This is a genomic window from Stenotrophomonas rhizophila, assembly GCF_007667275.1.
Lineage (GTDB): Bacteria > Pseudomonadota > Gammaproteobacteria > Xanthomonadales > Xanthomonadaceae > Stenotrophomonas > Stenotrophomonas maltophilia_AE.
Genome location: NZ_VDQT01000001.1, coordinates 1177778 through 1189080 on the forward strand (window position 1 = coordinate 1177778; position 11303 = coordinate 1189080).

Below are 11303 nucleotides of genomic sequence, written 5' to 3' on the forward strand. Positions count from 1 at the left end.
GAACCGGACATGGAAACCCTCGACTATCGATTCAACGGCACCGAACACGTCCGCTTCCCCACCGACGCGGTGCTGGTCGGCGTGCTGGCCTCGGGCAACCTGGAGATCCTGCTGGAACCGGCCGCACTGGACGGCGCCATGGCGGTGCGCATCATCACCGCCGCGCGCGGTTTCGGCACGATCTGGGAAGCGGTGATCGGCGATTTCGCCCGCCGCCACCCGCTGTGCGATGTGCAGGTCTCGATCAACGACGCCGGCGCCACCCCGGCCGTGGTCAGCCTGCGCCTGGACCAGGCGGTGGAAAGCCTGCGCGCCGGAGGCAACGCATGAGCACCGCCCGCCGCCACAGCTACTACGAAGCCGACGCACGCGAGCGCATCGCCGGGCTGCTCGACACCGGCAGCTTCCGCGAACTGCTTGGCCCTGCACAGCGCGCGATCAGCCCGCACCTGGCGCAGCTGGACCAGCCGGCCGCGTTCGACGACGGCATCGTCGTCGGCGAAGGTCGCCTGCGCGGCAAGCGCGTCCTTGTGGCCGCGCAGCAGGGCCAGTTCATGGGCGGCGGCGTCGGTGAAGTGCACGGCGCCAAGCTCACCGGCCTGCTGCAGCGTGCCGCCCGCACCGGCGCCGACGGCGTGCTGCTGCTGCTCGACACCGGCGGCGTGCGCCTGCACGAAGCCAACGCCGGGTTGATCGCCATTTCCGAAATCATGCGCGCCACCCTCGCCGTCCGTGCGGCCGGAATTCCGGTGCTGGCGCTGATCGGCAGCGGCAACGGTGCGTTCGGCGGCATGGGCATCGTGGCGCGCTGCTGTACCACCGTGATCATGTCCGAGGAAGGTCGGCTGTCGCTGTCCGGCCCGGAGGTGATCGAAACCGTGCGCGGGGTGGAAGAGTTCGACGCGCGCGACCGTGCACTGGTGTGGCGGGTCACCGGCGGCAAGCACCGCTACCTGATCGACCAGGCGCAGGTGCTGGTGCCCGACGCGATCGACGCCTTCGCCGAGGCCGCGTTCGATGCGCTGCAGCCGGACACCGACGGCGACGACACCGAGCGCGCACTGACGGCCCTGCAGGCTCGCCACGCAGCGCTGAAGGCCCGCGCCCAGGCGTGGAGCGGGTGCCGCGACGGGCTGGAAATCTGGGCGCAGATGGGTATTCAAGAGCCGCAGCGGCTGCCGTTGCTGGACACCGCTGATTTCCTCGCCGCCACCGCGCAACGGAGCCTGCCATGACCGCGCCGCTCAGCGACCTGCTCGACGCCCTGTTCCCGCGCGGCCACGCCATCACCGTGTCCGATGCCGTGCTGACCGGCACGGCCCACACCGACGACGGCGAGGTCACCGTGATCGGCACCGCCGACAAGCTCGAAGTCGGCGTGGACCATGCGCTGGTGCTGGCCGAGACCGTGCTGGCCAGCACCACGGCCACCCCGCAGCGCCCCATCGTAATGCTGGTCGACACCGCCGGGCAGCGCCTGGCACGCCGCGACGAGCTGCTCGGAATCAACGGCTACTTCGCCCACCTCGCCCAGTCGTTGGACCTGGCGCGCCGCCGCGGCGCGCGCCTGGTCACGCTGGTGTACGGCGAGTCGGTGAGCGGCGGCTTCCTCTCGTTCGGACTGATGGCCGACCACATCCATGCGCTGCCCGATGCGCAGGTGCGGGTGATGGACCTGCGCGCGATGGCGCGGGTGACCAAGCAGCCACTGGAGAAACTGCAGGCGCTCAGCCAGAGCTCGCCGGTGTTCGCACCGGGGGTTGAAAACTACGTCGCCATGGGCGCGGTGGAATCAGTGTGGAACGGCGACCTCGCCGCCCACCTGCTGCAGGCGCTGCGCGCGCCCGCCGATGGCGACCGCCGCGCGCAGCGCGGTGCCGAGCGCGGTGGCCGCACCCTGGCCGCACGCGTGGCTGCCCAGGTCGCCGCCGGCGATGCCTGACCGGCCCGCCCGCCACACGCTGGCCTGGCTGTCGGCGCACGCCGACTGGCGGGCCGACGTGGCCGCGCACGACAGCCGCCTGGCGGAGTGGTTCGCGCGTGGCTGGCCGGCCGTGGTGGCGCGCCGCGCCGCCGATGATCCCGACCCGCGCGTGCGCCTCGGCGTTCCCCTTCCCCCCGCCGAGGGCAAGCAACGGCTGGCACTGCGGGTGCCGCTGCACGACATCGCGCGGCAGGCGCCGCCGCCGGCACTGGCCGGGCTGGTGGAAAGGACGGACCTGCCGCCGGCGTGGCGGCTGCCGTTGCAGGCGCTGCTGGCGATCGCGCCGGCGCGGGTGTTCGGTGCGTTCGCCTGGCAGGCGCTGACCGGACTGGCCTATGTGCATGAGCGCTCGGATGTGGACCTGTTGTGGGAGGTCGGTGAGGCCGACGCTGCCGCACACCTGGTGGCGCAGCTGAAGGCGTGGGAACGCACGTTCGGACGGCGGGTGGACGGCGAGCTGTGCCTGCCCGACGGTGCGGCGGTGAACTGGCGCGAATACGGCGGCGCCGCGCGGGAGGTGCTGGTGAAGCGGGTGGATGGCGCGATGCTCGCGGCGCGCGACCACTTGTTCGAAGGGGCGCGTGCATGAGCGCGGTGCTGCAGGCGAAGGCTGTGCCGGTGCCGCGTGCGGTGGTCGCCCGGTTGGGCAGGCTGGCCATTGCCAGCCTGCATGCAGAACTGGCGCTGGCGCCCAAGCCCGGGCTGGTGACACCGTTCGATGCGGGCAGCCATGCGGACATGGATGCTGCTACGTTCCTGCGCAGCCTGTTCGCGCTGCGCCATTACTATCGCGACATCGCGCAGGCCGGTGCGGACGCGGCGCCGTTCGCCCGGCTGCGCGCGCACGGCATGGACGCCGAAGCCGCCATGCTGCGCGCGACCGGCGGCATCAATACCCACCGCGGTGCGATCTTCAATCTTGGACTGCTGGTCGCCGCCGCAGCCGCCTGCAGGCGTGTGGACGCTGCGCCGCGTGGCGAGCAGGTCTGCCTGGCCGTGCAGGGCTGGGCGGACGCGCTGCAGGCCGCGCCGCTCGATCCGGACAGTCCCGGCCAGCGCGCCCGGGCGCGGCATGGCGTTGCCGGTGTGCGTGAGCTGGCCGCTGCCGGCTACCCGGTGCTGCGCACGCACGCATTGCCTGCCCTGCGCGATGCGCTGGCGGCAGGATTGCCGCGCGAGGCGGCGCTGTGCCACACCCTGATGACGCTGGTGGCAGAGCTGGAGGATGTGAACCTGCTGCACCGTGGTGGCGCCGACGGCCTGCGCTGGGCCCGCGCCCAGGCCGCCGCCTTCCTCGCCCACGGCGGTGCATTCGCACCGGACTGGCGCGTGCACCTGCAGCGGCTCAGCGCTGCCTTCGTGGCCCGTCGGCTCAGCCCGGGCGGCAGCGCCGACCTGCTGGCGTGCAGCTGGTTCCTGTTACGGCAGGAGGCGATGTGAGCCTGGCCCTGCTCTGCCCCGGGCAAGGCGCGCAGCACCCGGCGATGTTCGACCGGCTGCGCGATGTGCCAGCCGCGCGCGAGGTGCTCGATGCCTGCCGGCGCGTGCTGGATCGCGATCCGGTGGACGCCGCCGCGGCGGATGATCGATTCGACAACGCGCAGGCGCAGCCCCTGCTGTGCGCGGCCAGCGTGGGCCATTGGCTGGCGCTGCGCGAGCGCCTGCCGGTGCCGACCCTGGTCGCCGGCTACAGCATTGGCGAAGTCGCCGCACACTGCGTGGCCGGCAGCATGGGGCCGGCCACCTGCCTGGACCTGGCCGCGCAGCGGGCGCAGCGCATGGACAATGCCAGCCCGCGCGATGCCGGCCTGCAGGCCGTGCTCGGCCTGCAGCGCGCACCGCTGCAGGCGTTGTGCCAGGCCCATGGGGTGTACATCGCCATCGCCAACGGCGCGGACCATTTCATCGTCGGCGGCAGCGGCGAACGACTGCAGGCACTGGCCGGGGCCGCGCGTGCCCTGCGCGCAGAGGTACGCCCACTGCCGGTGCACGTGCCCGCGCATACGCCGCTGCTGGCCAGCGCGGCCGAGAGCTTTGCACGGGTGCTGGCGCAGGCGCCGCTGCAGGTGCCGCGCCTGCCGGTGCTGGCCGGCATCGATGCGCGCCCGGTGCGCGATCGCGCCGCGGTGGTGCACACGCTGTCGGCGCAGCTGGCGCAGACCATCGAGTGGGCCCAGGTGATGCGCCAGCTGTTCGAGCGTGGCGCACGCGTGTTCCTGCAACTGGGGCCCGGCACGGCGCTGGCGCGCATGGTCGCGGCCGACTACCCGTGCTGCGAGGTCCGCGCGGTCGAAGAATTCCAGCACCTGGACGGTGCGGCGGACTGGGTGCACGGCGCCCTGGACCGCGTGCGATGAGCGGTTGGCTCCACCTGCAAGCGTCAGCCCGGGGATGGCGGGTTTCCATCCGTGCAACAGCTGCATCACGTGTCTGGGAGGGCGCATGAGTCCACAAATTGCAACGATCATCGGTCTGGTGATCATGTTCATCATCGCCACCGCATTACCCATCAACATGGGCGCGGTGGCCTTCGCGCTGGCTTTCATCATCGGCGGCATCTTCGTCGGCATGGAAGGCAAGGAAGTGCTCGGCGGGTTCCCCGGCGACCTGTTCCTGACCCTGGTCGGCATCACCTACCTGTTCGCCATCGCCCAGAAGAACGGCACCATCGACCTGCTGGTGCACTGGGCGGTACGCGCGGTGCGCGGGCGCATCGTGGCCATCCCTTGGGTGATGTTCGTGGTCACCGCGGTGCTCACCGCCTTCGGTGCACTGGGCCCGGCAGCCGTGGCGATCATCGGCCCGGTCGCGCTGCGTTTCGCCAAGCAGTACAACATCAATCCATTGATGATGGGGCTGCTGGTGATCCACGGCGCGCAGGCCGGCGGCTTCTCGCCGATCAGCGTGTACGGCAGCATCACCAACGGCGTGGTGCAGAAGGCCGGGCTTGAAGTCACCGAAATGGCGGTGTTCCTGACCAGCCTGGGCTTCAACTTCATGATGGCGACGATCTGCTTCTTCGCCTTCGGCGGCATTGCGCTGATGCGTCGTGGTGCGGTGACCGTTGGCGGTGGCGAACCTGCCCTGGCCGGAGGCCCGCAGGCCTCGTCGCGGCAGTTCGCGATCGAGGGCCACGGCGCGCTGGTCTCGGCCGGCGGCGGCACGCTGTCGAACGATCCCGATGCGCTCGAGGCGGTCGGCGTCACCCGCGAGCGTCTGTTCACCCTGGTCGGCCTGCTCGGCCTCGGGATCGCCGCGCTGATCTACAACCTCAATGTGGGCCTGGTATCGATCACCGTGGCGGTGGCGCTGGCGTTGCTGTCGCCGAAGAGCCAGAAGGGTGCGGTGGATGGCATCAGCTGGTCGACCGTGCTGCTGATCTGCGGCGTGGTCACCTACGTGGGTGTGCTGGAGAAGGCCGGTTCGGTGGACTTCATCGGCAACGGCGTGTCCAACATCGGCATTCCGCTGCTGGGGGCGCTGCTGGTGTGCTACGTGGGCGGCATCGTCTCGGCCTTCGCCTCGTCGGCAGCGGTGCTGGGCGCGACCATTCCGCTGGCGGTGCCGTTCCTGCTGCAGGGGCACCTGGGCGCGGCCGGGGTGATCTGCGCGCTGGCGGTGTCCTCCACCATCGTGGACGTCAGCCCGTTCTCGACCAACGGCGCGCTGGTGGTGGCGTCGGCGGCGAAGGAAGAACGCGAATCGCTGTTCCGGCGGTTCCTGGTGTACAGCGGGCTGGTCGTCGTGTTCGGACCGCTGCTGGCCTGGCTGCTGTTCGTGGTGCCTGGCTGGATGTAATGGGATGACCGGGGTGCCGGCCAATGGCCGGCGCTACCGGTGACGACCGTCTACAATCTACTCATGGCTATTGCCCCTGCCCCGCGTTCTCCGAAGAAGCGTGCCCCTCTTTACGAAGAGGTGGCCGAACGCGTGCGCGAGCAGATCTACGACTACCGGCTGCCGCCGGGCGAGTGGATCGACGAACCGGCACTGTGCGAGGAACTGGGGATCAGCCGCACGCCGCTGCGCGAAGCGCTGAAGCTGCTGGCGGCCGAGGGCCTGGTGCAGATCGACGCCGGGCGCGGTGCCCGCGTCACCCGGCTGACCCTGGAAGACCTCAACCAGCTGTTCCCGGTGATGGCGATGCTGGAAGGCCGCTGCGCGCACGAGGCGGTCACCCACATCGACGATGACGGCATCGCGCGGCTGGAAACCCTGCACGCGGCGATGGAAGCGGCAGCGGCGGACGGCAACATCGCCGACTACTACCGCAACAACTACCTGATCCATGAAACCGTGCAGCATTACGCCGGCAACCCGTGGCTGATCCGCATCACCCACGACCTGCACCGCATCCTTAAGATGCACCGCGGGCGGCAGCTGCTCACCCCGGGACGCACCGCGCAGTCGCTTTCCGAGCACCGTGCGTTGATGGACTGCTTCCGCCGCCGCGACGCACACGGGGCCGAGCGCACCATGGAGAAGCACCTGCTCAGCCAAGGCCAGGCGCTGGCCGCGTACGTGGCGGCGGGCGGCTTGTTGAACGTGCCGGCCCCGCTGCCGACCGAAGGCGGTCTGTAACCGCCCGGGGCATCAGGTGGGGCGGGTTTCGCGCAGGCCCCACAGCACCGGCAGGACCAGCAGCGCCACCACCGCGATCATCGCGCCCGGGGCGGCAGCCCAGCCGGTGTGGCGCACCAGCAGTTCGGCCAGCAGCGGCGTGGCGCCGCCGAAGAACGCGGTGGCCATGGTCACCCCCAGCGCCAGCCCGCTCAGCCGGCCTTCGCCGGGGAACTGTTCGGCGGTGGCCGGTGCCGCCACCGCGCTGACCCCACCGGCCAGGCAGGCCAAGGCCACCGCGGCTGCGGCGATCACGCCGGTGCTGCCGCCGGCCATCCACGCGAACAGGCTCAACGGCAGCACCGCCGACAGCACCGCCAGGCCGATCAGCACCGGCTTGCGCCCGATCCGATCGGACAAGGCGCCGGCCAGGGGCGTGGCCACGATCACCGCCACCGCTGCCAGCGTGGACAGCCACAGCGCTTCGCCTTCGGCCATCCCGCCCGCCGAGCCCAGGAACGCCGGCACATAGGTGATACCGACGTAGTACGTGATCGACCCCAGCGCCGAGATAGCGAAGGTGCGCGCCACCGCGCCGCGATGGAAGCGCCAGGTGTCGCGGATCGGCGAGCGCGGCACCGTGCCGGCGCGCTGCTGGCGCTCGAACTCCGGCGATTCATGCATGGTCGAGCGCGCCAGCAGGATGCCGCCAGCCAGGGCCGCGCCGACGAAGAACGGGATGCGCCAGCCCCAGCCATCCAGCTGCGCGGTACTGAGCAGCGCCACGGTGAGCGCGGACAACGCCACCGCCAGCAGCGCGCCGACCTCGCTCGCCGCCGAGGCCAGCGAGGTGATCAGGCCGCGCCGTTTCAGCGGTGCCGTTTCCAGCAGGTACGCCACCACGCCGGTGTATTCGCCACCGACGGAAAACGCCATCACGCAGCGCAGCAGCAGCAACAGCACGCCCGCCGTCGCGCCGGCGGTGGCATGGGTCGGGAGCAGCGCGGTGGCCAGCATCGCCGCGGTCATCAGCGCCATCGAGGCGAGCAGCATGTAGCGCCGACCGAAGCGGTCGCCCAGGTGCCCGAAACACAGCGCGCCGAGCGGCCGCATCAGGTAGGACACCGCGAACCCGGCCAGGGTCACCAGCAGCGCATCGTCGCCCCCGCCGAAGAACACCCGCGACAGCACCGTGGCCAGGTACAGGTACAGGGTGAAGTCATACCACTCCACCACCGTGGACAGGCCCGCCACGATCATGGAGCGGGTGCGGGTCGCCGCCGGCAGGGTTGGCGAAGGGGGAGGTGCCGTCATGCGTCGCCCAGGACATGGTCAGGCCGTCACCCTACCGCAGCCGATGTGCAGGGCGTGCGGACCTCAGTAGCGGACCTGGCAGTTCGGGCAGAAGAGGGTCCGCCGCCTGCTCTTGCCTGGATAGGTCTTCGATACCGGTCCACCGCAGTTCGGGCAGGTCCGCCTGGTATGGATCTGCCAGTGCTTCTTCAGCTCGAAGGCACGCTTCCATTCAAGGAATCTGAAACTGTATTCGCGCGCATCTGCGATCACCTTGCCGAGCACGCGCGGCGGCAGGTCGCCCACCTTCGACTCGGGATGTACGCGCTGGCGGAACAGCACTTCGTTCTTGATGATGTTGCCGACCCCGGCGAACAGGTCCTGGTCCAGCAATGCATCGCAGACCAGGGTGTCCGGCTCCTGCTTCAGGCGTCGCCGGGCAAGGCGCGGATCCCAGGCATCGTTCATCACGTCGGTGCGCCAGTCGTAGCTGGCGTCCAGCGGACCTTCGACGTATTTCAGCGAGGAGGCGTAGATGTTGAGTTCGCCGTTGTCGAACTGCAGCGACACCCGTGGTGGCGAGGGCTTGCGCTCGTCGATGCGGTAGCTGCCGAACATCAGCATGTGCACGCGCAGGCTGAAGCCGCTGAATTCGATCAGGAAATGCTTGCCCCAGCTGCGCAGCGCCTTCACCCGCCGGCCTTCCATGCGGGTCAGGTCCAGGCTGCTGTTGCCGATCGCGCGGCGCACCGTTTTGCCGCGGAACTTCGCTGCCGCTTCGCGCAGGATGACGATGGAAGGACCTTCAGGCACGCAGCAGCTCCTGCAGCCGCGCGGCATTGGCCACGGCGAAGCCATGCGCGGTGTTGTCGAAGATCACCCAGCGCGGGCCGCGCACCCGCTGCACCTCTGCGGCGAGCGCGTTCAATGCGGCATCGTCGTAATCGCTGTAGTAGACGCGCGGTGTGCCGTGCCAGCGCCAGTAGTGCCACGCCGGTGCGCCGCCGGGGTGCGCCGCGGCAGGAACGCGCGCCGGATCGGCACCCGCCCGCGAAACGTCATACCGCTGGAGCAGGGCATCCGCAGCGTCGGTGAACCAGCTGGCATGGCGCGGTTCGCAGACCAGGGGCACGGTGCTGCGCCTGCGCAGGGCACGGAAGAAGCTGGAAGCCCGGCGGGCGTCCAGTTCGAGCGACGGTGGCAACTGCAGCAGCAGGCCGCCGAGCCTGGCGCCGAGCGCGCCGGCCTCACCGAGGAAACGGTCAAGCAGGGGCCCTGCCCCGACCAGCCCCGAGTCATGCGAGATCGTGCGCGGGATCTTTACCGAGAACCGGAAACCGGCGGGCACGCTGGCCGCCCACCGCTCGTAGGTGGCGGGCTTGTGCGGCCGGTAGAACGAGGAATTGATTTCCACCACCGCAAAGCGGGTGGCGTATCGCGCCAGCATGCTTTCACCCGGGCCGAACAGATCGGCATGGCGGGTTGGAATGGACCAACCTGCACAACCGATCTGCGGGGCGCGGGCAGCAGGCATGGCCCCAGGTCAGACCTGGATCTCGCCCTGGTCTTCGCCGTCCCAGTAATGGATGCGGTGGGCGTGGACGTGGATCAGGACCAGGCCGGGGGTGTCCACGCCCTGCTCGAACCAGCGCTCCAGGCTCTTCTGCCAGTGTTCGCGCATCACCTCCTTGTCGCGGACGATGCGCGCCTTGCCCTGCACGAACACGAACAGCGGCGGCTTGCCGAGCAGGCCCTTGCTGCCGGTGAAGCTGAGCGCCACCTTGGGTTCGGCCTGCAGTTCACGCACCATGTCGGTGCTGTCCAGCGAGAAGAACCAGCTGTCGCCGTCATAGTCGACATCGCCATTGTTGCTCATCGGGCGACCGGCGATCTCGCCGTTGTCGGCGAAGGTCTGCAGCATGGTGAAGTCGATGCCGGCCATTTTCTTGGCCAGGTCGTGCAGGGTCAGCGTGGTCATCGGCGCTCCGGTGGCAGGGGTCTGCCACCAGAGTCGGCAAGCGCCCGTGACCGGGCCGTGCAGGCGTGCTGGCGCGGCATTCACGGCCGCCATCTCAGCGCGTGATGAACACCGGGTTGGAATGGAACCACAGGTCCTGCCAGGGATCTTCGCCCTTGACGTCCTCCAGTGGCGTCGGCTCGTCGGTGTTGCTGCCCCGCGCGCGCACGAAACCGCCGTTGGCCGGTGCCGGCAGTTCCCACGCCACTTGGTACCAGGCGCCGTCCTGCTTCCAGTCGGTGGCGGTAAAGCGGCGGGTCTGCATCTGCGGCGCCTGCGCAGGGCCGCTGCCGACGATCAGCTGCAGTTGCCGCAGCCGCGGGTGCTGGCCGGCGGCATTGGCCGCAGGCGGCTGCCGCACGCGCAGCTGCACGCGCATCGGCGTGCCGGGCGCCAGCGGCACCGCGTCGCCCATCCGCCCCACGCTGCCCCTGCCGTCGACGGCCTGCACGGTCAGTTCGAGCCGGTCGATCAGGTCGCCGGTGACCGCGAACATGCGCCCGCCGCGCACCCCGGCCAGGATGTCGCCCGCGTCCGGACGCGCCCACACGTAAGTTTTGCTGTACTCACCCGGGTCGAAATCGCTGCCGCCATCGCGCACGTTCACGTGCGAATCGGAGCTGGCGGTGATCCAGAAGCGGGTGCCGGCGGCGAGCATCCGGTCCCACACGCCGCCGACTTCGGTGGTCATCTGGTCGAAGCCGCCGCGGGTGGGCGCCGCGGCATTGCGGTACAGCCCGCGCTCGCTGCGCGTGGCCTGGTGGCCCGGCGCGCCCTCCATCCCGACCAGCACCTGCGGCGCCGCCGCGTGCCAGGCGTTCAACTCGTCCGGCGTGACCGCGCCCCACTGCCCTGCCCCGGTCGCCGTGCGCGACGGGTGGTTGATCAGCAGCACCGGCAGCGGCGCCAGGCTGCGCATGTGGTCCAGTGCGTCCAGCATCTGCTGCTGGGTGTCGCGGCTGCCCTGCAGCGGCTCGCTGCGGCTGTAGTCGCGTTCGAGGGTGACCAGCTGCTCACGCTCGAGCGGACCCGGCGCGATGATCAACGTGGCATGCTCGCCCGCCGGCACGTCGAATTCCATGCCGTTGAACTGGATCAGCCCGGGTACGTCGCGGCGTGCCTCGATCAGCGCCGGATAGGCGTGGTCGCGGGTGACCGCCGAGTGGCCGGGACCGCCATGGTCGGTGTGCACCATCCAGCGCAGCCCGAAGTGCTGCGCCCGCTGCGCGTTGTGGCTGCGCGTGTAGGACGAATCGCCGCCGCGGATCGGGGTCGGCGGGGTGGTGCCGTGGTCCCAGTCCACGCTCCATTCGCTGTGGACGTGGTGGTCGCCGGGCAGCCAGTCGCGGCCCTGTTCGCTGTCGGCCGTCGACGCGGCAGCAGGCGCCGACAACAGCGCGAGCACCGCTGGAAGGAAAAGTCTGTGCATGGGGATTCCTTGCATGTCGC

At 70.3% G+C, this 11303-nt stretch carries 13 protein-coding genes; 8 read left to right on the plus strand and 5 right to left on the minus strand.

Features of this window, described 5'->3' with window-relative positions; all coding sequences use genetic code 11:
• Positions 1–9: 9 nt before the first annotated feature.
• The 8 genes from mdcC to FSZ13_RS05105 all read left to right on the plus strand — a co-directional run bounded on the left by mdcC (position 10) and on the right by FSZ13_RS05105 (position 6565).
• A complete protein-coding gene (mdcC, locus tag FSZ13_RS05070) occupies positions 10–330 on the plus strand; it encodes a malonate decarboxylase acyl carrier protein (protein WP_145478293.1) in 321 nt (106 codons plus the stop codon).
• Complete coding sequence (locus tag FSZ13_RS05075; RefSeq protein WP_145478294.1) at positions 327–1235, plus strand: biotin-independent malonate decarboxylase subunit beta; 909 nt, start codon at positions 327–329, stop codon at positions 1233–1235. The genes mdcC and FSZ13_RS05075 overlap by 4 nt, the downstream gene beginning before the upstream one ends.
• The gene (mdcE, locus tag FSZ13_RS05080) at positions 1232–1942 is read left to right on the plus strand and encodes a biotin-independent malonate decarboxylase subunit gamma (RefSeq protein WP_145478295.1); all 711 of its coding nucleotides are present in this window, start codon (positions 1232–1234) and stop codon (positions 1940–1942) included. The genes FSZ13_RS05075 and mdcE overlap by 4 nt, the downstream gene beginning before the upstream one ends.
• On the plus strand, positions 1935–2573 hold the full coding sequence (gene mdcG / locus FSZ13_RS05085; RefSeq protein ID WP_145478296.1) for a malonate decarboxylase holo-[acyl-carrier-protein] synthase: 639 nt from the start codon (positions 1935–1937) through the stop codon (positions 2571–2573). The genes mdcE and mdcG overlap by 8 nt, the downstream gene beginning before the upstream one ends.
• The gene (gene mdcB / locus FSZ13_RS05090) at positions 2570–3424 is read left to right on the plus strand and encodes a triphosphoribosyl-dephospho-CoA synthase MdcB (protein ID WP_145478297.1); all 855 of its coding nucleotides are present in this window, start codon (positions 2570–2572) and stop codon (positions 3422–3424) included. The genes mdcG and mdcB overlap by 4 nt, the downstream gene beginning before the upstream one ends.
• On the plus strand, positions 3421–4341 hold the full coding sequence (gene mdcH, locus FSZ13_RS05095; RefSeq protein ID WP_145478298.1) for a malonate decarboxylase subunit epsilon: 921 nt from the start codon (positions 3421–3423) through the stop codon (positions 4339–4341). Before mdcB ends, mdcH begins: the two co-directional genes overlap by 4 nt.
• An 85-nt stretch (positions 4342–4426) precedes the next feature.
• A complete protein-coding gene (locus tag FSZ13_RS05100) occupies positions 4427–5782 on the plus strand; it encodes an SLC13 family permease (RefSeq protein ID WP_145478299.1) in 1356 nt (451 codons plus the stop codon).
• Positions 5783–5845: 63 nt separating this feature from the next.
• Positions 5846–6565 (plus strand): GntR family transcriptional regulator, encoded by a 720-nt coding sequence (locus FSZ13_RS05105; protein WP_145478300.1) that lies wholly within the window; start codon positions 5846–5848, stop codon positions 6563–6565.
• A gap of 12 nt (positions 6566–6577) precedes the next feature.
• Here the strand turns inward: FSZ13_RS05105 and FSZ13_RS05110 are convergent, their stop codons facing one another.
• From FSZ13_RS05110 to FSZ13_RS05130, 5 genes are all read right to left on the minus strand, one after another.
• A complete protein-coding gene (locus FSZ13_RS05110; RefSeq protein ID WP_145478301.1) occupies positions 6578–7858 on the minus strand; it encodes an MFS transporter in 1281 nt (426 codons plus the stop codon).
• A 63-nt stretch (positions 7859–7921) separates the two neighbouring features.
• Entirely contained in the window at positions 7922–8650 is a 729-nt protein-coding gene (locus FSZ13_RS05115; protein ID WP_145478302.1) for a DNA-formamidopyrimidine glycosylase family protein, read from the minus strand.
• Complete coding sequence (locus FSZ13_RS05120; protein ID WP_145478303.1) at positions 8643–9371, minus strand: DUF72 domain-containing protein; 729 nt, start codon at positions 9369–9371, stop codon at positions 8643–8645. Before FSZ13_RS05120 ends, FSZ13_RS05115 begins: the two co-directional genes overlap by 8 nt.
• Before the next feature lie 9 nt (positions 9372–9380).
• Entirely contained in the window at positions 9381–9815 is a 435-nt protein-coding gene (locus FSZ13_RS05125; RefSeq protein ID WP_145478304.1) for a pyridoxamine 5'-phosphate oxidase family protein, read from the minus strand.
• 94 nt (positions 9816–9909) lie between these two features.
• Complete coding sequence (locus FSZ13_RS05130; protein WP_145478305.1) at positions 9910–11283, minus strand: hypothetical protein; 1374 nt, start codon at positions 11281–11283, stop codon at positions 9910–9912.
• Positions 11284–11303 lie beyond the last annotated feature (20 nt).

Bases quoted from the DNA above. Each gene is read 5' to 3' on its own strand.
- mdcC (WP_145478293.1), top strand. From the start codon at position 10: ATGGAAACCCTCGACTATCGATTCAACGGCACCGAACACGTCCGCTTC.
- FSZ13_RS05075 (WP_145478294.1), top strand. From the start codon at position 327: ATGAGCACCGCCCGCCGCCACAGCTACTACGAAGCCGACGCACGCGAG.
- mdcE (WP_145478295.1), top strand. From the start codon at position 1,232: ATGACCGCGCCGCTCAGCGACCTGCTCGACGCCCTGTTCCCGCGCGGC.
- mdcG (WP_145478296.1), top strand. From the start codon at position 1,935: ATGCCTGACCGGCCCGCCCGCCACACGCTGGCCTGGCTGTCGGCGCAC.
- mdcB (WP_145478297.1), top strand. From the start codon at position 2,570: ATGAGCGCGGTGCTGCAGGCGAAGGCTGTGCCGGTGCCGCGTGCGGTG.
- FSZ13_RS05100 (WP_145478299.1), top strand. From the start codon at position 4,427: ATGAGTCCACAAATTGCAACGATCATCGGTCTGGTGATCATGTTCATC.
- FSZ13_RS05105 (WP_145478300.1), top strand. From the start codon at position 5,846: ATGGCTATTGCCCCTGCCCCGCGTTCTCCGAAGAAGCGTGCCCCTCTT.
- FSZ13_RS05110 (WP_145478301.1), bottom strand. From the start codon at position 7,858: ATGACGGCACCTCCCCCTTCGCCAACCCTGCCGGCGGCGACCCGCACC.
- FSZ13_RS05120 (WP_145478303.1), bottom strand. From the start codon at position 9,371: ATGCCTGCTGCCCGCGCCCCGCAGATCGGTTGTGCAGGTTGGTCCATT.
- FSZ13_RS05125 (WP_145478304.1), bottom strand. From the start codon at position 9,815: ATGACCACGCTGACCCTGCACGACCTGGCCAAGAAAATGGCCGGCATC.
- FSZ13_RS05130 (WP_145478305.1), bottom strand. From the start codon at position 11,283: ATGCACAGACTTTTCCTTCCAGCGGTGCTCGCGCTGTTGTCGGCGCCT.